Origin of the sequence: Mesorhizobium humile, from assembly GCF_033977215.1 — a bacterium.
Taxonomy (GTDB): domain Bacteria; phylum Pseudomonadota; class Alphaproteobacteria; order Rhizobiales; family Rhizobiaceae; genus Mesorhizobium; species Mesorhizobium humile.
This window is the reverse complement of record NZ_JAVIIV010000008.1, coordinates 142,299-164,548: the sequence shown is the minus strand read 5'-3', so window position 1 is coordinate 164,548 and position 22,250 is coordinate 142,299. Positions and strand designations below refer to the sequence as shown.

General features: G+C 63.0%; 27 protein-coding genes and 1 pseudogene. 18 read left to right on the top strand and 10 right to left on the bottom strand.

Annotation, left to right across the window (positions count from 1 at the left end):
- Window positions 1-89 precede the first annotated feature (89 nt).
- Complete coding sequence (locus RFM52_RS14725; RefSeq protein ID WP_320295639.1) at window positions 90-1,871, bottom strand: adenylate/guanylate cyclase domain-containing protein; 1,782 nt, start codon at window positions 1,869-1,871, stop codon at window positions 90-92.
- A gap of 420 nt (window positions 1,872-2,291) precedes the next feature.
- Here RFM52_RS14725 and RFM52_RS14720 point away from each other — a divergent pair, with 420 nt between their 5' ends.
- The 3 genes from RFM52_RS14720 (at window position 2,292) to RFM52_RS14710 (ending at window position 3,956) form a co-directional block, all read left to right on the top strand.
- Window positions 2,292-2,549 (top strand): PepSY domain-containing protein, encoded by a 258-nt coding sequence (locus RFM52_RS14720; RefSeq protein ID WP_320295640.1) that lies wholly within the window; start codon window positions 2,292-2,294, stop codon window positions 2,547-2,549.
- Window positions 2,550-2,640: 91 nt separating this feature from the next.
- On the top strand, window positions 2,641-3,369 hold the full coding sequence (locus RFM52_RS14715; protein WP_320295641.1) for a lysozyme inhibitor LprI family protein: 729 nt from the start codon (window positions 2,641-2,643) through the stop codon (window positions 3,367-3,369).
- Between the two features lie 137 nt (window positions 3,370-3,506).
- Window positions 3,507-3,956, top strand: coding sequence for a hypothetical protein (locus RFM52_RS14710; protein WP_430699248.1), 450 nt, complete (start codon window positions 3,507-3,509; stop codon window positions 3,954-3,956).
- A 64-nt stretch (window positions 3,957-4,020) separates the two neighbouring features.
- Here the strand turns inward: RFM52_RS14710 and RFM52_RS14705 are convergent, their stop codons facing one another.
- Together RFM52_RS14705 and RFM52_RS14700 are read right to left on the bottom strand one after the other, a co-directional pair.
- Window positions 4,021-5,904 (bottom strand): L,D-transpeptidase family protein, encoded by a 1,884-nt coding sequence (locus tag RFM52_RS14705; RefSeq protein ID WP_320295643.1) that lies wholly within the window; start codon window positions 5,902-5,904, stop codon window positions 4,021-4,023.
- A gap of 220 nt (window positions 5,905-6,124) precedes the next feature.
- Window positions 6,125-6,436, bottom strand: a pseudogene (locus tag RFM52_RS14700) (SDR family oxidoreductase); the annotation flags it as partial.
- A 205-nt stretch (window positions 6,437-6,641) separates the two neighbouring features.
- Here RFM52_RS14700 and RFM52_RS14695 point away from each other — a divergent pair.
- Window positions 6,642-7,043 (top strand): rhodanese-like domain-containing protein, encoded by a 402-nt coding sequence (locus RFM52_RS14695; RefSeq protein WP_320295645.1) that lies wholly within the window; start codon window positions 6,642-6,644, stop codon window positions 7,041-7,043.
- An 8-nt stretch (window positions 7,044-7,051) separates the two neighbouring features.
- Here the strand turns inward: RFM52_RS14695 and RFM52_RS14690 are convergent, their stop codons facing one another.
- Window positions 7,052-7,960, bottom strand: a complete 909-nt coding sequence (locus RFM52_RS14690) for an alpha/beta hydrolase (protein WP_320295646.1) — start codon at window positions 7,958-7,960, stop codon at window positions 7,052-7,054.
- 47 nt (window positions 7,961-8,007) lie between these two features.
- On the opposite strand from RFM52_RS14690, the gene RFM52_RS14685 reads away from it, so the two are divergent.
- On the top strand, window positions 8,008-8,460 hold the full coding sequence (locus RFM52_RS14685) for a MarR family winged helix-turn-helix transcriptional regulator (protein WP_320295647.1): 453 nt from the start codon (window positions 8,008-8,010) through the stop codon (window positions 8,458-8,460).
- A gap of 290 nt (window positions 8,461-8,750) precedes the next feature.
- Here the strand turns inward: RFM52_RS14685 and RFM52_RS14680 are convergent, their stop codons facing one another.
- Both RFM52_RS14680 and RFM52_RS14675 read right to left on the bottom strand, forming a co-directional pair.
- On the bottom strand, window positions 8,751-9,362 hold the full coding sequence (locus RFM52_RS14680; RefSeq protein ID WP_320295648.1) for a pyridoxamine 5'-phosphate oxidase family protein: 612 nt from the start codon (window positions 9,360-9,362) through the stop codon (window positions 8,751-8,753).
- 94 nt (window positions 9,363-9,456) lie between these two features.
- Complete coding sequence (locus RFM52_RS14675; RefSeq protein ID WP_320295649.1) at window positions 9,457-9,810, bottom strand: gamma-butyrobetaine hydroxylase family protein; 354 nt, start codon at window positions 9,808-9,810, stop codon at window positions 9,457-9,459.
- Window positions 9,811-10,006: 196 nt separating this feature from the next.
- On the opposite strand from RFM52_RS14675, the gene moaA reads away from it, so the two are divergent.
- From moaA to RFM52_RS14610, 13 genes are all read left to right on the top strand, one after another.
- Complete coding sequence (moaA, locus tag RFM52_RS14670; protein ID WP_320295650.1) at window positions 10,007-11,002, top strand: GTP 3',8-cyclase MoaA; 996 nt, start codon at window positions 10,007-10,009, stop codon at window positions 11,000-11,002.
- A gap of 54 nt (window positions 11,003-11,056) precedes the next feature.
- The gene (locus RFM52_RS14665; protein WP_320295651.1) at window positions 11,057-11,563 is read left to right on the top strand and encodes a hypothetical protein; all 507 of its coding nucleotides are present in this window, start codon (window positions 11,057-11,059) and stop codon (window positions 11,561-11,563) included.
- Between the two features lie 88 nt (window positions 11,564-11,651).
- Window positions 11,652-12,011 (top strand): hypothetical protein, encoded by a 360-nt coding sequence (locus tag RFM52_RS14660; protein WP_320295652.1) that lies wholly within the window; start codon window positions 11,652-11,654, stop codon window positions 12,009-12,011.
- Between the two features lie 119 nt (window positions 12,012-12,130).
- Window positions 12,131-13,051 carry a DMT family transporter gene (locus RFM52_RS14655; RefSeq protein ID WP_320295653.1) on the top strand — a complete coding sequence of 307 codons (921 nt, stop codon included), beginning with the start codon at window positions 12,131-12,133 and terminating at the stop codon, window positions 13,049-13,051.
- Window positions 13,052-13,055: 4 nt separating this feature from the next.
- Complete coding sequence (gene mobA, locus RFM52_RS14650) at window positions 13,056-13,688, top strand: molybdenum cofactor guanylyltransferase MobA (protein ID WP_320295654.1); 633 nt, start codon at window positions 13,056-13,058, stop codon at window positions 13,686-13,688.
- Window positions 13,685-14,200 carry a molybdopterin-guanine dinucleotide biosynthesis protein B gene (gene mobB / locus RFM52_RS14645; protein WP_320295655.1) on the top strand — a complete coding sequence of 172 codons (516 nt, stop codon included), beginning with the start codon at window positions 13,685-13,687 and terminating at the stop codon, window positions 14,198-14,200. The genes mobA and mobB overlap by 4 nt, the downstream gene beginning before the upstream one ends.
- A gap of 151 nt (window positions 14,201-14,351) precedes the next feature.
- The gene (locus RFM52_RS14640) at window positions 14,352-15,137 is read left to right on the top strand and encodes an ABC transporter substrate-binding protein (RefSeq protein ID WP_320295656.1); all 786 of its coding nucleotides are present in this window, start codon (window positions 14,352-14,354) and stop codon (window positions 15,135-15,137) included.
- 77 nt (window positions 15,138-15,214) lie between these two features.
- The gene (locus tag RFM52_RS14635) at window positions 15,215-15,931 is read left to right on the top strand and encodes an ABC transporter permease (RefSeq protein WP_320295657.1); all 717 of its coding nucleotides are present in this window, start codon (window positions 15,215-15,217) and stop codon (window positions 15,929-15,931) included.
- A complete protein-coding gene (locus tag RFM52_RS14630) occupies window positions 15,928-16,752 on the top strand; it encodes an ABC transporter permease (protein ID WP_320295658.1) in 825 nt (274 codons plus the stop codon). Before RFM52_RS14635 ends, RFM52_RS14630 begins: the two co-directional genes overlap by 4 nt.
- 179 nt (window positions 16,753-16,931) lie before the next feature.
- A complete protein-coding gene (locus RFM52_RS14625; protein WP_320295659.1) occupies window positions 16,932-17,801 on the top strand; it encodes an NAD(P)-dependent oxidoreductase in 870 nt (289 codons plus the stop codon).
- Between the two features lie 6 nt (window positions 17,802-17,807).
- A complete protein-coding gene (locus RFM52_RS14620) occupies window positions 17,808-18,512 on the top strand; it encodes a DNA alkylation repair protein (protein WP_320295660.1) in 705 nt (234 codons plus the stop codon).
- Window positions 18,472-19,050, top strand: a complete 579-nt coding sequence (locus RFM52_RS14615; RefSeq protein WP_320295661.1) for a GNAT family N-acetyltransferase — start codon at window positions 18,472-18,474, stop codon at window positions 19,048-19,050. The genes RFM52_RS14620 and RFM52_RS14615 overlap by 41 nt, the downstream gene beginning before the upstream one ends.
- 64 nt (window positions 19,051-19,114) lie before the next feature.
- Window positions 19,115-19,687, top strand: a complete 573-nt coding sequence (locus tag RFM52_RS14610; RefSeq protein ID WP_320295662.1) for a DUF3299 domain-containing protein — start codon at window positions 19,115-19,117, stop codon at window positions 19,685-19,687.
- 22 nt (window positions 19,688-19,709) lie between these two features.
- Here the strand turns inward: RFM52_RS14610 and RFM52_RS14605 are convergent, their stop codons facing one another.
- From RFM52_RS14605 to RFM52_RS14590, 4 genes are all read right to left on the bottom strand, one after another.
- Window positions 19,710-20,201 carry an Lrp/AsnC family transcriptional regulator gene (locus tag RFM52_RS14605; protein ID WP_006205209.1) on the bottom strand — a complete coding sequence of 164 codons (492 nt, stop codon included), beginning with the start codon at window positions 20,199-20,201 and terminating at the stop codon, window positions 19,710-19,712.
- Between the two features lie 108 nt (window positions 20,202-20,309).
- Complete coding sequence (locus RFM52_RS14600; RefSeq protein ID WP_320295663.1) at window positions 20,310-20,927, bottom strand: uracil-DNA glycosylase family protein; 618 nt, start codon at window positions 20,925-20,927, stop codon at window positions 20,310-20,312.
- 28 nt (window positions 20,928-20,955) lie between these two features.
- The gene (locus RFM52_RS14595) at window positions 20,956-21,567 is read right to left on the bottom strand and encodes a glutathione S-transferase (RefSeq protein WP_320295664.1); all 612 of its coding nucleotides are present in this window, start codon (window positions 21,565-21,567) and stop codon (window positions 20,956-20,958) included.
- 44 nt (window positions 21,568-21,611) lie between these two features.
- Entirely contained in the window at window positions 21,612-22,235 is a 624-nt protein-coding gene (locus RFM52_RS14590; RefSeq protein ID WP_320295665.1) for a thermonuclease family protein, read from the bottom strand.
- Window positions 22,236-22,250 lie beyond the last annotated feature (15 nt).

Below are 22,250 nucleotides of genomic sequence, written 5' to 3'. Positions count from 1 at the left end.
ATGCGATGCCGGCATCCTGTTTGGCCTAGGTTTGCATCGATCCGGCGTATGTGAATTCGGTCACAGTCATTTGCTGTCGGCCCCGGCGATCATGCTGCGGACTTGGCCAGATCAAAATTGCCGATCAGGAAATTGTTCTTGGCCGGGTCGACGAACGGTATCCAGCGTATCCTCTGCTCCGAAAAGTCGGGGTGCCTGGTCATGAAGATCGCAAGCTCACGCGCCGCCTCGTCGCATCGGCCACTTCTCATCAGGGCGCCTATCTTCAGGAACCTCGCGTAAAAGTAACCTGGCGAAAGGTTGAGCGAGCGCTCGGCGGTCGCGATCGCGGCCGGCCAGTCTTCGACGAAGCAATAGGCGGCGGCCAGTTCCCCCAGATTGTGGAAGCGATAGAGGTCGAACGGGCTCAACCGCTCGGTGTCGAGGAAGAACGATATCGCGCCCTTGGCATCGCCAAGCAAAAGATGCGCGCTGCCCATGGCCGAGCGGGCGAAGGCGAAGCTCGGATTGATGTGGATCGCTTCAGCAAGATGCTCGGCCGCCAATGCCGGAAGGCCGCGCATGATGTCGGCCGCGCCGAGATAGGCATGCGGACGCGCATCGAGGCTGTCCATCAACAGCGCCTTGCGCGCAAGCGTCTCGACTTTCTCCAGATCGTCACTGTCGCCGAAACGCAGCCAGGCCCGCCAGAAGTACCACCACGCGAGCTCGTTGAGCACGGCGCTCGAATTCGGATCTTCCCGGTAGCCCTTGTCGAAGAAGTCGAGGGCGATTTCGGTGTCGCGCCGCGTGCGCCTGTTCATATGCCAACGGCCGCGCCTGACCAGTTGCCAGGTTTCGAGGCTTTCCCACGGCACCTGGAACGTGCGCGCCTGCTCGGCGCGATCGACCTCCTTGTCGAGGATGGAAACGATCTCGCTGCCGATCTGGTCGCGCAGGCTGAAGATATCGACGAGATCGCGGTCGAAGCGTTGCGACCAGACCAGGCGTCCGTTCGAGGTGTCGGTGAGCGATGCGTTGAGGCGAATCTGCCTGTCGGAGCGCGCCAACGTGCCGCTGACGATGTAGCGGGCGCCCAGCGCGTTGCCGATCAGCCTTGTGCCGAGGCTGTCGTCGCGAAACTGGAAGCTCGAGCCCTTGGCGATGACCGAAAGCCAGCGCGTGTTGGAAAGGCCGTAGATGATGTCCTCGGCGATACCGTCGGCCATATAGCCGACATCGGGATCGCTTCCGTTGCCCTGGAACGGCAGCACGGCGATTGCCGGTGGACCTTTGGTGATCGGCCTATAGTGACCGGACGCGGCGGGGATAGAGGCGAACGAAGCCGCCGCGATGGGGCCGTTGCCGCCACGACCGGCGATCAGGACGTGCACCGGCAGGGCGATGTTCTTCAGGCTGAATTCGCCGAGATCGGTGAAGACCGCCGCCGTCTTGTCCCTCACATGGTGCCATGTCGTCGCCGAGATGGCGACGCCGTCATGCGGCGCGAATTCCTGAAGCCTGGCGGCGATATTCACGTCGTCGCCGTAGAGCCGACCCTCCCGGACGATGACGTCGCCCGTGTTGATCCCGGCGCGAAACTGCATGCGCATGTTCTCGGTGACCGCCGCATTCAGCGCCACGATCCGGGCCTGGAAGTCGAAGGCCGCCCGCAAGGCTTCGATCGGATTGCCGAATTCGGCCATGATGCTGTCGCCGGCATCGCCGAACGTGCGCCCGCCAAATGCGCCGCAACTGCCGGCGATGATGTCGCGCCTTTCCTCGAAGGCGGCGACAGCCAACTCGTCGTCGATGCCCATAAGCCTCGAGAACCCTACGGCGTCGATCGAAATGATTGTCGCAAGCTGACGGGTATAGTTCCGTTCAGCCATGGTCGAGCCCCCAGTCCCCTGCTTCCAGTCCAGAACAGGCGACCTGCGCTCAAAAGAAACGCGTCGCCGTCTGCCGACGGATATCCCGGCAGGTCCGGCGCGCCGTTGCCACCCTGTTATGACCAGAATTCTATCAGGGTCTTGCCGAAAGCTCTACCACGAACAGCTAATATGACGAACTCTCCATCCGGCGCATGGTTAGTCGCTCGTTACGTCGGGTGACACACTCGCATCGCGTCGTTACAATCTGAAATTATTAGCTTTTTCACCCGCAACTAATGCTCCCCTTGCTCCTCTTGCCAAGGATCCATCGCATCGACGCATGCTCCTGCAAAATGCGTTATTGCGGCCTTTGCGGAACCAACCCGCCTGGGTACGAGTTTCTGACGGCACTTACGCCGACGAGATTTGAGGGCTCTCATGCGCACGTTCGTTTTGGCAACCGGTATCGCTTTATTCCTGATCAGTGGACAAGCCTTCGCGGCGGACAACCAGACGCTGCCGCCGCAAAATGCCAAGAAACTCTCGGAGATCGTCGCCAAGGTCGAGCACCGCGCCGACTTCCACTATGTGAAGGAGGTCGCCTGGGATAGCGACGGCTACACCATCACCTACTACACGACGGACAAGGCCAAGGTCCAAATCACCTACGATCCCGTGACCGGCGAACCCAAATAGACCTCGGTCGGTTGCTTGGCTCCGCCATTCCCCGGGGCCTGCGTTCGGCATAGACTCGATCGCCGAAACAGGCCGGACCGGGAGGACAGACATGCGGCTTCACATCTGCGCAACCGCCTTGCTGCTAGCCGCATCGATGCTTGGGACATCGGGCCAGGCACGCGCGGATGGCCCCTCCTTCGATTGCCGAAAGGCGCGGTTGCCCGCCGAGAAGGCGATCTGCGCCGATCCGCAAATGTCGGCCATCGATGCTTTGGTCACCAAGGCCTATGCCGGTTTTGAGCCCGCCTTCGGCGGCGACAAACGCGGGATCGCCCGCGGACTGGTCGCCGATCGGAATGCCTGCAAGACGGACGCAGCCTGTATCGTCAGCGCGCAGAACAATGCGCTGCAGACTTACGGCAATGCACCGCCTTGGGTGCAGGACTACAATATAGCGCTGATCGGCAAGAAGGCGCTCGACCTTGCGGCAAGGACGCCGAAGCCGGCAGATCAGCCCCTGCCCGCGTCGATCGGACAATGCGGCTTCACCCACATCAAGGCGCTGACGACGAGGCTGGGCGACGACCCGCTGGAAACCGCCAGCCCGGAAGCCGGCAGCGCGGCGAGATTTACCAATGGCGGCACGGCGGTTTCCTATGACCGCGAGCCGGGACTGGCGAGCTCCAAGGTCGGTGATCCGGTCGTCATGTGCCTGATCGCGATGCCGCGCGACTGTCCGAAAGACGATCTGCGCGGCAGGGTTTACTACGCCGTCGACCTCGCCGCCAAAGGCACATGGGCCCTGCCCGACTCCCAGCATCTGTGCGGCGGCGCCTGAAGACCCTGACCACTCGTTGCGGAACCGGCGCGACGGACCGCCCTTGCATCGTCACAACTTTGGTGGCTGACTGCCCGCCATGATTGCGGGCACGGGGGTGCATGGCAATGATTGGCTACGTCCTGAAGCGCATCCTGATGGTGCTCGTCGGCTATCTGGTCGCGGTGCTTGTCGGGTTGATCGCGGTGGTGGTGATCTACGCGATATTGAGCGCGCTGCCCAACGCGCCGGGCTACTTCGAGCTCATGGAGTTCACGCCCGTCGCCGTGTTGGTGGTGCCGCCGCTCGCCATGTTCGTCTACTTCCTGACGATCATCCTGACCGGAATGCAGACGCTGGTTTTCGCCCTGATCGCTGAGTTCTTTTCGTTGCGAAGCTTTTGGCTGCACATGCTGTTCGGCGCTGCTGCCGCCGCTGCCGGTTTCATGCTGATCTGGCCCGACGCGGCCGATGACCCGGAACGTTGGGCCGACACAGGCATCATCGCCGCCGCCGGCCTCGTGGCCGGCCTGGTCTACTGGCTTATCGCCGGGCGCGACGCCGGCTTCCGCCGACCGCTTATCAAAGCACTTCCAAGAAACGTGTGAAGCGGTCAGGTTCGTCGGCTTCGCCGTGGCCTTCCGTCAGGAATCGCTTGAAACCAGACCGCCCTCAGCTTGACGGCGTGCGCACCGCTTCGGTCGCGTCGAGCGCCTGCATCAGCTTGGAATCGCGGTCATAGACGTCATCGAAATACTCGACCTTGCCCGACGTGTCCGGCCAAGCGGTGAAATAGGCGACATAGACCGGGATGACACGCGTGACATTCTCGGTCGAATGGCCGTGCTTCAACTTTTCGGCGACATCGTCGACCGTGGTGCCGAGCACAGCGGCGGCCATGCCGCGCGGATCCTGCAACCGCACGCAGCCATGGCTGAGCGCGCGCATGTCGCGGGCGAAGAACGACTTCTGCGGCGTGTCGTGCATGTAGATGGCGTGCTTGTTGGGGAAGAGGATCTTCAATTCGCCCAAGGCATTGGCCTCGCTCGGCTGCTGCCGCACGCTGAAGGGGATATTGGCGCCATACGCACCCCAATCGACCGCCGAGGACGGGATCTTCTTGCCGCGCGAATCCGTCACCTCGTAGCCGGCGCGGTCGAGATAGCCTGGATCGCTGCGCAGCCGCGGCAGCATCTCGTTGACGATGATCGACTGCGGCACGCCCCAATAGGGATGGAAGTCGACCTGCTTGATCTGGTTGTAGAAGAAGGCGGTCTGATTGGTGACCCGACCGATGACGACGCGGGTCTTCAGCTTCTCCGCGCCATTGTCGATATAGCTCGCGGTAAAGGCCGGCTGGTTGATGAAGACGCGCGGGCTGCCGAGATCCGACGGCATCCAGCGCAGTTCCTCGAGCGCCACCTTGACCTTCTCGATCCTGTCGGCCTTCGACGTGCCGGCCAGTGAGGCCACGGTGCGCGGGCCGATGACGCCGTCGCCCTTCATGCCGGCGCGCTGCTGCACGGCCTTGATCACCGGCACCAGCTCGGGATCGTAGAGTTCGCTCTTGCCCAGCCTGCCGAGCACCTCGCCGTAGCTGCCGCCCATCTCGTCATCGAGGTTGCGGGAAATCAGCGTCAGCAACTTCGGCAGTTCCGGGCTGCTTTCGCCGGGCTTGAGCAGGAGCTTGGGATCGACGACGATCTCGTTTTCCTCGCTCGCCTCGAGCGCTTCCAGTTCGACGCGCAGCGCCTGGTACTCGGGATTCTGCGGGTGGCGCGATTCGAGATAGGTGCGCACCTCCTGGGTATGCGCCAGGGTCTTCAGCGCGCCTTCGAGATCGAACGGCTTGGCGGGGAAATCATAGTAACCGGTCATCCGGTTGGGATCGACGCGGCCGTTCTGGGCATCCTGCGCATAGCGCAGCACGCGTGCCGACAGCGCCATCTCGAAGCGGACCAGTTCCTTGGTCCGCTCTTCCGGCGTAGCGGCAGTCGCAGTAGCCGGAATATCGACAGAATAGTCGGCCGGCGTCAGGCCGTAGCTCGCCGCCTCGCCCAACACGCGGACTGCATCCTGCGCCCGGCTGTTGGCGGCGTTGTCGCTGACCCAGATGAAATCCGGATTGGCCGAATAATAGGCGATCAGCGCCTTGGCGATATCGGGCTCCGCAAACAGCTCGTAATCGCTCAAGCCTGCGACGGCATCGCGGAAGCTGTTGCCCGTCACCGACGGGACAAAGGCGGCGTCCTGCGCGGTCGCCGGTTGCGGTGCCGGCAGAAGCGACTTGAAATCGACACGCACGAGCTTGTCGGCCCTGTAGGTGTTGTAGGTTGGGCTGCTGATCCTGACACTGCCGCCGCCCTCTCCGTCAGGCGAGGGTCGTATCTTGCGTGGCTTGGGCGGTGGCGGAAATTCGCCTTGCGGATTGTGCCGGATGCCGCCGCCGAACAGCATGTCGAACAGCCCTTGCGCGCTTGCCGGCTGCTGTCCGAAGGCCAGTGTCGCCGCGATGGCGATCGGCAGGACGGTTTTCTTGTTCACAAGGATTTTCATGCTTCACCCGCACCGGTTGTAACCGGTTCCCGTTCCGCGCCGCTGGACGGTCCCGCCCTCCGCATGGCGGATGTATGACGTGACTATACCGATTCATACCGATTTCGTTAAGCTTCCATAAATTTTCGCGGCCGTGTTGCAGAACAGTTTCACATCGTTGTGAGGCCCGGGGCAGCGATTTGCTCCGGGCCTCACGCGCCTGCCAAGGCGCGGAAAACAATCAGGCGTTGGCCCCGCCATCTGTGGTCAACGAGGCGCCCGTGACGAAACGGCCCTGCGGGCTCGCCAGCCAGGCCACCATTCCCGCGATCTCCTCGGCCTCGCCGAAACGCGGCGTCGCCATCTTCCGACGCTGGTGCTCCGCATGCGGCCCGTTGGCGGGGTTCATGTCGGAGTCGGTGGAGCCTGGATGCACGATGTTGACGGTGATGCCGCGTGGGCCGAGGTCGCGCGCCAGCGCCTTCGTCAGCCCGAACAGCGCTGCCTTGCTGGTCGAATAGGCGCTGGCGACCGTTGCCGGCGCCATGGCGGCGTGGGCGACGATGGCCGGCGCTAGAGCACGATCCCGAAAAGCGGGAAGCGGTCTTCGGAGAAAGATCATGCTCCAACAAAGAGTTAGGTCGTGATGGCGATTCAACGAAACGCCATCACGATCTAGCGCCCGCCCCCGTGACAAACGCCGGGCTTTGTGATCGAAATTTCGGCGGCCGCAGCAAGCGCGGCCGGGAGGATTTGCCGTGAAGAAAGGTTATCGCCAGCTTCTCGACGAGGCGAACGCCGAGATCGAAGTGGTTTCGCCGGAGGAGGCAGCGGGGCTGCTGGAGCACGACGACACCATCTTCGTCGATCTGCGCGATCCGCGCGAGGTCGAGCGCGATGGCAAGATCCCCGGCGCCAAGCATGTGACGCGCGGCATGCTGGAATTCTGGATCGATCCCGAAAGCCCGTATCACAAACCGTTCTTCGCCAGCAGAAAGACCTTCGTCTTCTTCTGCGCCGGCGGCTGGCGCTCGGCTTTGGCCACCAAGACGGCGCAGGACATGGGCCTGACGCCGGTCAAGCACATCCTCGGCGGCTACACCGCCTGGAAAGCGGCCGGCCTGCCGATCGAGCCCGGCCAGAAGAAAAAGGCCGACTGATCTTTCGATCAGTGTAGGGTCGCTTCGCGCTGCCCGGTCACGAAACCGACCGCGCGCGCGACGACATCCCTGTCGGCGAGAATTCGGCGGTGGCCAAGTCCGTCGGCCCAGTGCAGGTGGACATGCTCGCCGGCGCCCGCATAGCGCTTGGCATGGTCGGCATGGACTTCGCGATCGTCGGGCGCGTGGATGATCAGCGTCGGCACCGGCGCCTCCGCAAGTTGGCGATCGCCGGTGAATTCATTGAGCGGCCGCCCCGAAAGGTGTTTCACCCTGTCCGCCATGGCGACGCGGGAGCGCGGCCCGACATTCATCATGCGACTGAAATCGTCGAAGATCGCCGGAAGCGAGCTCGGCGCGGCAATCAGCACCAGCTTCTGCGCCTTAAGCGGCGGCATGCCCTTGACCGACGCCGCGACGGCATTGGCGGCAATCGCGCCGCCGAAGGAATGGCCGACGACGGCGGCAAAGGGACCGAACCATTCGCCCGCGACCCGCGCCGCGTCCACTGCATTCACCATGTTGAGATGGCGGCCGAGCGAATGGCCATGCCCGGGCAGGTCGAGCGAGACGACCTTGTAGCCGCCCCCGCGAAACCCTTCGATCAGGGCGCGCATATATTCGGTGCGCGAGCGCCAGCCATGGATGACGAGCACCGTCCCACGCGATTCCCTGCCCGGCTCCGGGCGGAATTCATGCACCGCCACGCAGTCTGTCCTGGTCTTCAGCCGGTGGTGGCGCGCCTCGGCCATGAAGTCGGCGGCCCGCTCGACCGCTCGGCGCTCGCCGTCACTCAAGGATTTGACATTGGGTGTGCGGCAAAACAGTTCGAATGCGGCGCGGCCGCCGAGACGTGGCATGACATGCTCGGCCGCGCCAAAGACGCCGCGGATGACCTTCAATCCAAATGATGCCATATTGGCGATCCATTCATTCGTTCAAGCATGAACATAATAGTTCAAACATGAACATTAAACAAGAGCTGCCTTGGGACAATCCTCGCTTTCGCAACTGGGTTGCGGTGGCGCGCGCCTGCCATGTGCTGGAGCGCACCCTGGCGGTAAAGCTCGCCCCGCTCGACCTCAAGCCGGCGCAGCTCGACGTGCTGATGAACCTCTATCGCCACCCCGGCATGTCGCAGCACGATCTTGCCCGCAAGCTCTTGGTCGGCCGCTCCAACATCACCATGCTGTTGCCGCAGCTCGAGGCACGCGGCCTGCTGCGCCGCGAGGGCGACGAGAAGGACAAGCGTGTGCTGCGGCTGAACCTCACCGAGGCCGGCGAGGCCCTGCTGATGAAGGCGCTGAAGGTGCACATGGCGCTGATCGAGAAGGCGATGAGCCAGTCGACGCCGGAACAGTGCGACTTGATCGGCGAGCAGATGCGCAAGATCTACGACGTGCTGAAGGAAGCCTGAGGCGGGAACCCGCGTCGCCAGGCGTATTGAGATTCAGGTCAGGCCGAGTCGAAAACGATGGCTTCCGAGAACCGGCCTACGCCGGCCGTAGCCTTCATAGAGCGGAGACACTTACGAGGGCTTCGGCCGGCGAAGGCCGGAGCGGAGCGTACTTAAGTACGTGAGCACCGGCCTACGCCGGCCGTAGCCCTAATTTGACCGCCACGCCACCATGAGTGCTTCGGCCGGCGAAGGCCGGAAGCGCAGGAAACCGTCGTTTGCAGGCCGGCCTCACCTGAATATCAATACGCCTACCACATCGTCTTCTTCGCCCGCTCCGGCCATTCCTTGTCGTACTTCTGGCCATCGATGTTCTTGCGGCTGGTTATCTCGAGGATCTGGCCGGGCGTCGGCAGCGACTTCGGATCGACATGCTTGGCCGGGTTCCACAATTCCGAGCGCACGATGGCGCGGGCGCATTGGAAATAGACCGTGTCGACATCGACAACGGTAACCGAGCGAGCCGGCTTGCCGTCGACCATGAAGGATGCGCAAAGCCCGGCATCGGTCCTGATATGAGCGCGGCCGTTGACGCGCAGCGTGGTGCCGGAGCCTGGCACCAGAAAGAGCAACCCGACGCGCGGATCGCGAATGATGTTCTTCAGCGAATCGGCGCGGTTGTTGCCGCGCCTGTCCGGCATCATCAGCGTCCTGTCGTCGACGATGCGCACGAAGCCGGCGAGATCGCCGCGGGGCGAGCAGTCGAGCCCCTCGGGTCCGCTGGTCGCCAGCGCCACGAAGGGCGAGGCCTCGATGAAGGCGGCATATTCGGGAATCACATGGTCGAGTTCCTTGACGACCGAGGCCTCGCCCGGCAGCCCGTAAAGCGCCTCGAGCTGTTCGACGGATGTGATGAGCGACATCTTTTTCGCCTCCTGACCTTTTGTCGGGCGCTACCCCATCTCGATGACGTCTTGACGACAGCCGACTGCCGAAATTGGATTGCAACGCACCAGGCTAACGGTCCCGGCTCAGTCCCTTCTCGGCCAACTCGGCGAGATAGGCGTTCCAGCGCTCCTCTCGCTCATGGCCGAGCGTATGCAGGTAGTTCCAGGTGAAGATGCCAGTGTCGTGGAAATCGTCGAAGGTGATGCGCACCGCATAATTGCCGACCGGCTCGATCTTGAGGATCGCGACATTGCGCTTGCCGGGGACCGTCACTCGCTGTTCCGGCGAATGGCCCTGCACTTCCGCCGATGGCGAGGCCACACGCAGCAACTCCGCCGGCAATTCGAACGGTTGGTGGCCGGGGAAGGTCACGGTCAAGAGCTTGCGGTCCTTCGAGACCCTGAGTTCCTTTGGCGCGGTCATGGCTGTCCTGTCTGGGTTGCGCCCTTCCCTACGCCGCTTCGCTCGATCCGAAAAGGACCATTAGGAAGCAGCCGACACGCGATGTCGGTCGGGGAATGTTACCAAAGATCAAGACCCTCTATCTTGAATGCGGCATTGGATCGTATCACATAGCTGTATATAACGACGCCGCTCAGGCCATGGGAAACGCTTGCAAATGGACATGATCGACCCCTTCGGTCGCACCATCAGCTACCTGCGCGTGTCGGTCACCGACCGCTGCGATTTCCGCTGCACCTATTGCATGGCCGAGGACATGACCTTCCTGCCGAAGAAGGATCTGCTGTCGTTGGAAGAGCTTGACCGGCTCTGCACCGTTTTCATCGAAAAGGGCGTGAAGAAGCTGCGGCTGACCGGCGGCGAGCCGCTGGTGCGCAAGAACATCATGCATCTGGTGCGCCAGGTCTCCCGGCATCTGGAAAGCGGCGCCCTGGAAGAGCTGACGCTGACCACCAATGGCTCGCAGCTTTCACGCTTCGCCGCGGAGCTCGCCGATTGCGGCGTCAAGCGCATCAACGTCTCGCTCGATACGCTCGATGCCGAAAAATTCCACCAGATCACGCGCTGGGGCAATCTCGGCAAGGTGATGGAAGGCATCGATGCCGCGCAAAAGGCCGGGCTGAAGATCAAGCTCAATGCGGTTGCGCTGCGCGACTTCAACGATGCCGAGATCCCCGAGCTGATGCGCTGGGCGCATGGCCGCGGCATGGACCTCACCCTCATCGAGACAATGCCGATGGGCGAGATCGAGGTCGACCGCACCGACCAGTATTTGCCGTTGTCGCTGCTGCGCGCCTCGCTGGAGCGCCAGTTCACGCTCTCCGACATTCCTTACAAGACCGGCGGCCCCGCCCGTTATGTCCATGTCGCCGAGACCGGCGGTCGGCTCGGCTTCATCACGCCGATGACGCATAATTTCTGCGAAAGCTGCAACCGCGTGCGCCTGACCTGCACCGGCACGCTCTATATGTGCCTTGGCCAGGAGGACGCAGCCGATCTGAGGGCGCCGCTGCGCGCCTCCGAGGGCAACGAACTGCTCGACGCGGCAATCGACGAGGCCATCGGCCGCAAGCCGAAGGGCCATGACTTCATCATCGACCGCCGCACCAGCCGCCCATCGGTGTCGCGGCATATGAGCGTTACCGGCGGCTGATTTTTTCTTCGCGTTGGTGCATGATCGCCTCCGGCCAGCGGCCGTGGGGGTATCATGCAACGTCTCATTCAGGTGTCGTCTGCGGCGATTTCATTGTCTGCGCTGTTGGTCGTGATTGCGCCGGCGACGGCCAAGCCATTCACCTACGTCAACGCGCGCTTCAGCACGGTGTGCACTTTCCCGGATCAGATCTTCACGGAACGCATGCCCGAGCCGGAGAACGGCGACGGCCTGGAGTGGCACAGCGCTGACGGCGCCAGCGTGGCCTGTTACGGCAGCTACAATGCGCTCGACGACACGCCCAAGAGCCTCGTCGAGAACGAAAAGTCGAGCCTCGAGCCAGGCGAGAAAGTGACCTACAGCAGGACCGGCAAGAACTGGGCGGTGCTGTCGGGCACGAAGGGCGACAAGATCTTTTATCGACGAAGCGTGTTCGGCAAGGAGGACGTGATCCACAGCGTCTTCATCGAGTATCCCGCGGCGCTCAAGGCGAAATACGACCCGCTGGTCGGCGCCATTGCCGCCAGCCTTCACGAGGCGTCCGGGCAACACTCGAAATAAACCCTTTTGCGCCGCCTTCCGCCCGATTTACCACCAGCCTTTTCCGGCCTAGCCTTCGAAGCGCGATTTTCGCTCTAGGGGGAGTGCCATGCGCACATTCATGCTTTCACTTGCAATGCTTGGGGTTGCCTCGATACATGCGGCGGCTCAATCGATTGGCGGCACCTACACCGTCGCCGGCACCAACTTCGACGGCTCGAAATATGACGGCGAAGCGACCATCACGGTGACCAGCGAGACGACCTGTACCATCCATTGGGAAACCGGTGGCTCATCCTCCGACGGTATCTGCATGCGCAACGACAACGCCTTTTCCGCCGGCTACGTGATGGGCAAGGAGATCGGCCTTGTCGTCTACAAGGTGGAAGAAGACGGCACGCTGAGCGGGTTGTGGACCATCGCCGGCAAGGACGGCAGCGGCACCGAGACGCTCACACCGAAAAAATAACCTTGAAACACTGGTCGGCTGACAAATGGGCCGCGGAAAGATCCGTGGCCCATTTCTTTGGCGTTGCTGTTTCCCGGTCACCTGTTAGAGGCTTGATCTAAGTAAATCCGGAAACGCCTTTGCCCCTCTCGCCAAATCTGCGCGGCGCGCTGTTCATGATCGTGGCCATGGTCGGCTTCACCTTGAACGACGCCATCACCAAATTCTCTTCCGAATCGATGAACATGGCGCAGGTCATGCTGGTGCGCGGCGCCTTCGCGTCCCTGTTCGTCGGCCTGCTCGCCTGGAAGCGCGGCGCGCTCGCCCATCCGGCGGCCATGCTGCAGCCGATGGTGGCCATGCGAGTCGCCGGCGAAGCCGGCGCCACGGTGTCGTTCCTGATCGCGCTTGCGCATCTGCCGATCGGCAATGTCTCCGCCGTCATGCAGGCGCTGCCGCTGGCGGTGACCATGGGCGCTGCCTTGGTGTTCGGCGAAGGCGTCGGCTGGCGACGCTGGACTGCGATTGCCGCTGGTTTCGTCGGCGTGCTCATCATCGTGCGACCGGGTTTCGAGGGGTTCAGCGTCTATTCGCTGGTGGCATTGGCCAGTGTTGCCTGTTGCGCGGTGCGCGACCTCTCCACCAAGCGCATCCCCGAGGCGATCCCTACCATGCTGGTGTCGACAGCGACCGCGCTTGCCATGACCGTGCTGGGCGCGCTACTTTTGTCGCCGATGGGCGGCTGGACGCCGATCAGCGGCCGGGCGACAGCGCTGCTGGCGCTCGCGGCGGTGCTGGTGCTCATCGGCTATCAGTTCATCATCATGGCGATGCGCTCGGGCGACATCTCCTTCATCGCGCCTTTCCGCTACACCGCCCTGCTCTGGTCGATCCTGCTCGGCCTCGTCATCTTCGGCGACGTCCCCGACCTGCCCATGATCGCCGGCGCCGCCATCATCATCGGCTCCGGCCTCTATGCGCTCTACCGCGAACGCGTCGTCGGCAGGCGGCAACCTGCCGCCGAAAGCGCTGGACCCGACATGGCGCCGGACGGCATATAGGCCGATGGACCGAGATGTTGCGGGGATCATCCTGGCGGGAGGCCAGTCGCGCCGGATGGGCGGCGGCGACAAACCGTTGCTTTCATTGGGCAAAGACAGGTTGATCGATCGTGTCGCCGCGCGATTGAATCCGCAGGTCGCCACACTGGGGCTCAGCGCGAACGGCGATCCAGCGCGATTTGCCGCCATGGGCCTGCCGGTGCTCGAAGATACGGTGCCGGGCCATGCCGGGCCACTGGCGGGCATTCTGACCGGCCTCGAATGGGCGGCAAGCCAGACAAGCTGCCGGTGGCTGATGAGCGCCGCCGGCGACACGCCGTTCTTCCCCGACGATCTCGTCGAGCGCCTGGTCGCAGCGGTTCACGACCGGCCAGGCGCGATCGCCGTCGCCAGTTCGGACGGCAGATGGCACCCGACCTTCGCGCTCTGGCCGCTCGGCCTGCGCGACGCCCTGCGTCATTTCCTGGTCGACGAGGACAACCGGCGGGTTTCGGCCTTTATGGAGCGCCAAGGCCATGTCGAGGTCGAGTTCCCCATGATCGAGGCCGGCAATCAGAAGATCGATCCGTTCTTCAACGTCAATACGCCGGACGATCTTGCGGCGGCGGAGCGTCTGTTGCAAAGCCTCGGGTCATGAGACGCGTATTCGGCATCACCGGCTGGAAGAACTCCGGCAAGACGACCCTGACGGAAAAGCTCGTCACCGAACTGGTGGCGCGCGGCTGGACGGTTTCGACGGTGAAGCACGCCCACCATGACTTCGACATCGACAAGCCGGGCGCCGACAGCTTCCGCCACCGTCAGGCGGGCGCCACCGAGGTCGCAATCGTCTCCGACCGGCGCTGGGCGCTGATGCACGAATTGCGCGGCGAGAACGAACCGACGCTGGACGACATCCTGGCGCGCCTGGCGCCCTCGGACATCGTGCTAGTCGAAGGCTACAAGCGCGAAGCGCACAAGAAGATCGAAGCAAGGCGGATCGAGGCCAAGGACAGGACCCCGCTTTCGGCCAACGATCCCAACATTGTCGCGGTCGCCGCCGACTTTACAGTCGAAGGCGAAGACCTGCCGGTTTTCGACCTCAACGACACCAAATCGATCGCCGACTTTGTCGAGCGCAGCACAGGTCTCGTGGCTCAAGCCAAGTAACGCAGCGGCACATCCCGATTGTCGTTTGCCGTTGATTTGCAGTTGCTTTTTTCTTGGAAAGAGTGGGAGTATCCGCCTCAGCGGGCGGTAAAGAAGCACCGCCCACAAGAGCCGCATGGGACAGCGGCCATGACAATATGAGAGGATTATCATGCGTATTGCACTGCGTATCGCGCTTGCCGCTTCGGCCGCGCTGCTGACACTTGGCGTCGCCCAGGCTCAGGAGAAGACCCTGAGGATCGGCACCGAAGGCGCGTACCCACCCTTCAACAACCTGACCTCGGACGGCCAGCTGGTCGGCTTCGACATCGATATCGCCAAGGCTCTCTGCGACGAAATGAAGGTGAAGTGCACCTTCGTCGCGCAAGATTGGGACGGCATCATCCCGGCGCTCCAGGCCGGCAAGTTCGACGCCATCGTCGCCTCGATGTCGATCACGCCGGAGCGCCAGGAAAAGGTCGACTTCACCCACAAATACTACAACACCCCGTCGGCGATCGCCGTGCCGAAGGATTCGCCGCTCAAGGGCGTGACCAAGGAAGACCTCGCCGGCAAGAACATCGGCGTCGCCACCACGACCACGCACTACAACTACGCGTCGAAGACCTTCACTGACAGCACCATCAAGGGCTATCCGAGCAGCCCCGAGGAACAGGCTGACCTCGCCAATGGCCGTCTCGACGCCATCGAGGACGACATCGTCGTGCTGCAGCAGTGGCTGGATTCGCCGGACGGCGCCTGCTGCAAGATCCTCGGTCAGCCTTCGCCGCAGCCGGTCGAGATCTTCGGACCGGGCGCCGGCATTGCTGTGCGCAAGGGCGAGACCGATCTGGTCAACAAGCTGAATGCCGCGATCGACGCCATCCGCAAGAACGGGAAGTACAAGGAAATCAACGACAAGTACTTCAAGTTCGACGTCTACGGCGCCGAATCCTGACAGCTACGCCAGGGCGGTGAGGTACCCCTCGCCGCCCTCCCCTTCTTCCGGGATCGCCACGGAGACACGACCCGTCAATGCCGGCCCAAAGCATTTGGACACTTCTCAGCTGGGGACCGGACGGCTGGAGTGACGACATTGCGTCAGGCGTTCTGGTCACCATTGCGTTGGCGCTCGCCACATTGCCGATCGGCCTGGTGATCGGCTTCTTCGTCGCCTTCGCCAAGCAGCATGAAGAGCCGTCGCTGCGCCTGGCCGGCAACATCTACACCACAGTCTTTCGCGGCCTGCCGGAACTGGTGACGCTGTTCCTGTTCTTCTTCGGCATGCCGCTTCTGCTGCAATACCTTGTCCGGCTGTTCAATCCGGACGCGACGATCGACGTCAACAGCTTCGTCGCCGGCATGATCGTGCTGGCGCTGATCTTCTCTTCCTACGCCAGCGAGGTCTTCCTCTCCGCGTTCCGTGCCATTCCGAAAGGCCAATATGAGGGCGGCTACGCCATTGGCCTGTCGAAATGGCAGACGATGCGGCTGGTGATCCTGCCGCAACTGCTACGCATCGCCTTTCCGGGCCTCGAGAATTGCTGGCTGAGCCTGCTCAAGGACACCTCGCTGGTTTCAGTGGTCAATCTCGCCGAGACCTTGCGCCAGTCCGGCGTCGCGGCGCGCGTCACCAAGCATTCCTTCCTCTTCTACAGCGTCGCGGCGCTGATCTTCCTGGCGCTCGCCGTCTTGTCGTCGATCGCCACCAGCTACATCCTCCGTCATCTCGGGCGGAGGGCGGTGCGATGAGCGTCAGCCAGTCTATCGCCATCGACAAGCCGCCGCCGCGAGCGCGCGGCTGGCCGCGAGCCCGCGTCCTCGGCTATGCGCTGGTCGGCATCTGGATTCTCTTCGGCGCCGGCATCGTGGCCTATCTGGTCTATGCGTGGAACGCCGAGTTCTTCGCCAGATACGCCCCGGCCTATCTGCAGGGCCTGGGAACCACCCTGTCGCTGGTGAGCATTTCAATGGTCCTCGGCGCGATCCTCTCGCTGCCGGTCGCCTATGGCCGTATGTCGAAGAACCCGATTTTGTCCGCGCTTGCCTATTGCTATGTCTATTTCTTCCGCGGCACGCCGCTGCTCGTGCAGACCTACCTGGTCTATTACGGCGTCGGCTCTTTCCGGCCAGAGCTTGAAACGGTCGGGCTGTGGTGGTTCTTCCGCGAAGCCTTCTATTGCGGCGTCTTTGCCTTTTCGCTCAACACCGCCGCCTATCAGGCGGAAATCCTGCGCGGCGCCATCGAAAGCGTGCCGCGCGGCCAATGGGAAGGTGCGGCCTCGCTCGGCCTGCACACATTGCAGACGCTACGCAAAGTGGTCCTGCCGCAGGCGATCATCGTCGCGCTCAGACCGTACGGCAACGAGCTGATCCTGATGATCAAGGCCTCGGCGATCGTCGCCATCATCACGGTCTACGACCTGATGGGCAATGCCAAGCTCGCCTATGCGAAATCCTTCGACATCCAGGCCTATATCTGGGTGGCGATCGTCTATCTGGTGATGGTCGAGATCCTGCGCCACGGCGTAGAATGGATCGAGCGGCGTATCACCATCCACCTGCATCGATAATGCATGTCGCCTTAAAGTGCGCAGCGGTTTTAGGGAAACGACATGCATAAAACAAAGACTTGGATCGCCGCGCTCCGGCCGCCTGCACCAGTCGATGCGGCGCTGCGTGCCTTGACGAATTTTTCGCATGGCCTAGACCTTCCGCCACTGAAGTCTCTGTTTTGTTGGAAGGCAGGCTTATGGCATCGGTTGCATTTCTCGGTCTTGGCGTCATGGGCTATCCGATGGCCGGGCACCTCAGAAACAAGGGCGGCCATGACGTCACCGTCTATAACCGCACCAAGGCAAAGGCTGAACAGTGGGTGTCCCAGCATGGCGGCAAGCTGGCGCTGACGCCGGCCGAAGCGGCCTCGGACAAGGACTTCGTCTTCTCCTGCGTCGGCAATGACGATGATCTGCGCTCGGTCACCACCGGTGCCAACGGCGCCTTCGCCGCGATGAAGAAGGGTTCCGTCTTCATCGACAACACCACCGCCTCGGCCGAGGTCGCGCGCGAGCTGGACGAAGCTGCGCGCAAGGCAGGCTTCTCCTTCCTCGACGCGCCGGTGTCCGGCGGCCAGGCCGGCGCCGAGAACGGCGTGCTGACCGTCATGGTTGGCGGCGATGAGGCCGCCTTCGACAAGGCGCGGCCCGTCATCGACGCCTACGCCCGCATGGTCGGCCTGATGGGCTCGGCCGGCGCCGGCCAGTTAACGAAAATGATCAACCAGATCGCCATTGCCGGCCTCGTCCAGGGGCTGGCCGAGGGCATCCATTTCGGCAAGAAGGCGGGGCTCGACATCGAGAAGGTGATCGAGGTGATCTCCAAGGGTGCGGCCGGCTCCTGGCAGATGGAAAATCGCCACAAGACGATGAATGCCGGCAAATACGATTTCGGCTTCGCTGTCGACTGGATGCGCAAGGATCTCGGCATCTGCCTGGCGGAGGCCAACCGCAACGGCGCCAAGTTGCCGGTGACGGCGCTTGTCGACCAGTTCTACAAGGACGTGCAGGACATGGGCGGCAAGCGCTGGGATACGTCCTCGCTGCTTGCGCGCCTGGAAAAATAGGCGACGATGACCCTGCCCGATCCAAGCTGGAGCGCCGACGACATCGTCGCTCATTTGCGCGCGATCGGCATTGAGGAAAACCGGGCCGGCATGGCGCGCTTCGGCATCAACACGGCGACCGCGCTTGGCATCGGCAATTCCGACTTGCGACCGCTGGCGCGCAAGCTGAAGAAGAACCACGAGCGATCGCTTCTGCTGTGGGACAGCGGCATCCGGGAGGCGCGGCTGATGGCGGCCTTCACCGGCGAGCCAAAGAAGGTCGGCATCGATCAATGCCGGCGCTGGGCCGCCGATTTCGACAGCTGGGAGATCGTCGACACCGTTGCCGACCTGTTTGCAGAAACGCCGTTCTGGCGCGAACTGGTCGACGAGTTTGCCGAAGACGAACGCGAATTCGTCCGCCGCACCGCCTTCGCCATGCTGGCCTGGAGCGCGGTGCACCTCAAGAAGGAGCCGGACGCGACCTTCCTTGCCTATCTGCCGCTGATCGAAAAACATGCCGGCGACCCGCGTAATTTCGTCCGCAAGGCGGTCAATTGGGCGCTGCGGCAGATCGGCAAGCGGTCGATGAGCTTGCACGCCCCTGCCCTTGCGCTGGCGGAAAAACTGGCCGCATCGCCGGACAAGACGGCACGCTGGATCGGCAAGGATGCGGTGAAGGAACTGACGGATGCCAGACAGCTCGAACGCCTCGCAGCCGCAAAAGCCTGACCTTGCAGGCATCCGCTTTGTCGAGGTGACGCCGAAGACACGCGCCGACTTCGAAAACCTGTTCGAGCAGCCGGGCGCGCCGAAATATTGCTGGTGCATGGCATGGCGCCATTCCAGCCGCGAGCACATCCAGAACGACGAGAAAAAGCGCATGATGATGGCGCTTATCGATGCCGGCACCCCGGTCGGCATCGTCGCCGAGTTGGACGGCAGGACAGTCGGCTGGTGCTCGGTCGCGCCGCGCGAGACCTATCGAAAACTGTCAAAGCAGCAGGACGACGCTGAAACCCGCATATGGTCGATCGTCTGCTTCTATGTGCCGAGGGCCTTGCGCGGCGGCGGGCTGGCCTCCGCTTTGCTCGATGCCGCGATCGACCATGCCTTCAGCAAGGGTGCGCATATAATCGAGGCCTATCCCGTCGACGAGGCAGCACCCAGCTATCGCTTCATGGGTTTTCGCGACATGTTCGTCGCGCGAGGCTTCGATGAGGTCGGCACCGCCGGCACGCGCCGGCATGTGATGCGGCTGAACCGTTGAGCATGCATCGGTCACGACGCTTTTACTCGATTCCGCGAATGGACAGGCGGAGGATGGAGCGACCATGAGCAAACGTTTCAAATCATGCGCGACGCTGGCGGTCGGGTTCCTGTTCGTTGCCTCGGGAGCCGATGCCGCGGCCGATGTGGCGCATATCTTCTGGAAGGATCTGCGCCCCACGACGCAGGCCGTTGCCGAGGACGCAAACCTGCCGATGATCGCGGCAAAACTGCCCGACCACGGCGAGACCTTGTCACTCAATCTGCAGGACAAGACGATACAATTAGCCGGCTATGCATTGCCGGTCGATCGTGACGGCGAGACCGTCTACCAGTTTCTGCTGGTGCCATGGACGGGCGCCTGCAGCCACATGCCGACGCCGCCGCCGAACCAGATCGTGCTGGTGACGCCGGTTCATCCCTACAAGATGAAAGAGACCTACGAGCCGGTCGCCGTCACCGGCGTGCTGAAGCCCGGCATGGAAAAGAGCCAGCTCTTCATCCTCGACGGCGTCTCGATCGTCCAGTCGGGCTACACGGTGCGCAAGGCCGAGGTAGCGCGCGTCGACAGCGTGCGGGACACGGTCACGCTGCCGGTCAACTCGCCGTGGAGTTTCCTCAACAAGAAGAAGAACTAAGGCCTGTGATCGGGCACGGCGCTCACGCAGCGTTCGCGCCCGATTCCTTGTCCAGCACCATATAGTCGAGCGGGATCTCGGTCGTGTACTTGATCTGCTCCATGGCGAAGGACGAGGACACGTCGCGGATCTCGATCTTGGCGATCAGCCGCTTGTAGAAGGCGTCGTAGGCGGCGATGTCCGGCACCACCACGCGCAGCAGGTAATCGACGTCGCCGCTCATGCGGTAGAATTCGACCACTTCCGGGAATTCCTGGATGACCTCGGAGAAGCGCCGCAGCCATTCATGGCTGTGCGAATTGGTGCGGATCGACACGAAGACGGTGACGCGCACATTGACCTTCTCATGATCGAGGATGGCAACACGGCGCTTGATGACGCCCTCCTCCTCGAGCTTCTGGATACGCCGCCAGCACGGTGTGGTCGACAGGCCGACTTTCTTGGCGACATCGGCGACCGCGAGCGTCGCGTCCTCCTGCAGGAGGCGGAGAATTTTTCTGTCGAGGCGATCCATGGGGAAGCTCCAGGGGAATAGTTTCGCTATAATCCCTTTTATCGAAGCCTTTCACAAGAAAGAAATTCTGCCGATGGCGGCAAAAGCGAGTGATTTCTTGCAGGATGCCTAATCGATGCGATAGCGGATTTCCGACCTCAGGAAGGGCAGCAAATCCATTTCAAACCAGGGATTCTTCTTCAGCCAGCCGGTGTTTCGCCAGGACGGATGCGGCAGCGGCAGCACTTTCGGCGCGGCCGGTCCATCCCATATGGCGCGCCAGTTCCTGACCGTCTCGGTCAGCGACGGCAGGCGTGTCGTGCCCATATGCCAGGCCTGCGCATAGCCGCCGATGGTCAGCACCAGGTCGATCCGCGGCATCAGCGCCATCAATTGGGCGCGCCAGGCCGGCGCGCATTCGCGGCGCGGCGGCAGGTCGCCACCCTTGGCGTCCTGGCCGGGAAAACAAAAGCCCATCGGAACGATGGCGAATTTCTCGGTGTCGTAGAATTCATCGCTGCTCACGCCGAGCCAGCTTCTCAGCCGGTCTCCCGAGGCGTCGGTGAACGGCATGCCCGACACATGCACTTTTGTGCCCGGCGCCTGACCGGCAAGCAGGATCCGCGCGGTGGAGGACGGCTGCAGCACCGGCCGCGGCTCATGTGGCAAAGGCCGGCCGAGCGGCTCCTCGACGCAGATGCGGCAGGTCCGCACCCTCGCGGTGAGGCGCTCCAGCGCATCTGTCATATCAGGCGGACTATCCAATCGTTGTCGCTCAGGCTGTCGCGCTCGGCCGGCTCGTCAGCGCCGCGTACCAGCGCGACACGTTCGTGCACTCCTCCGGCACCTTGATGCGGGCCGGCTTCATGAAATCGATGGCAATCATGCCGGTGATGTCGGCAACCGAATAGGCATCGCCGGCGGCGAATTCCCGCTCCGCCAACTCGCGGTCGAGGAGGTGCAGGAATTCGATCGCCTTCGGTTTGTTGGCCTCGCCCCATTCCGGGATTTGCGGCACTTCCCATTCCTTCATCGCCGGATGGATATGCCGGAACGCGGCGGCGACGCTGGCCATCAGGTTCAGTTCCATGCGTCGCTGCCACATCTCGACTTTTGCCTTGCCGAGCGCGCCCGTGCCGAACAGCGCGGGCTCGGGGTGCAATTCCTCGAAATAGCGGCAAATGGCGATCGATTCGGTGATGACGGTACCGTCGTCGAGCTCGAGCACCGGCAGGCGCCGCAGCGGATTGCGCTGCGCGACCTGCTCGCCGCGATGCTCCAGCGCACCCATGTCAACGGGCACCAGCGGAACCGTCAGCCCCTTCTCGGCAAGGAAGACGCGCACGCGCCGGGGGTTGGGCGCACGGCCGCCATCGAACAACTTCATTCCATCCTCCAGCTTCTCCACCGGATCATAGGCGGCTCCGCCCATCACCAGAAGCGAACAAATTCGCGCAACGCGTCCCCGAACGAGGCCAGCGTGCCGTGCTTTCTCTCGACCGGCGCATCGTGATGGCTGTCGCGCCATTGCCGCGGCTCCTCGAAGGTGCCAGCCCAGATGCCGGCCTTGGCTGCTCTCGCCACCGCCTCCTCGGTCTCGAAGTCGCCGAACGCAACCGCCCATCCGGCCTGCACCTGGGTCCGGTTCAGGTCGGTGTCGCCTGCCCTGCAATCGCCGAGCAGACGGCCGTAGCGGTCGCGTTGCCAGCCGCTGCAGGAAACAGGCCTGCCGGCGACCAGGCGCACCAGCGACTGCCGCGCCAGCTTGCCGCAGGGATAGTCGGCGCCGGCCTTCTGGCAGGCCTGCTGATACTCCGGAGCGTCGATGCCGCGCATGCGAATGCGCTCGGCCCCGAGCGTGATCGAATCGCCGTCATTGACGATCGCCGTGCCTTGCTCCTTGCGTGTCTCGAAGCGGTCGAGGCGCGCCGCCACCAGGATGAGCAACCCAAGCAAAAGGATGGCGAGCCCGTAGTCCAGCAGCTTGCGCAAGAGGCTTCGCGGCGCACTTGCCGCATAGCGTCGGCGCGGTCCTCGCGGCCCGAAACGGCTCATATGGCAAACAGTCTC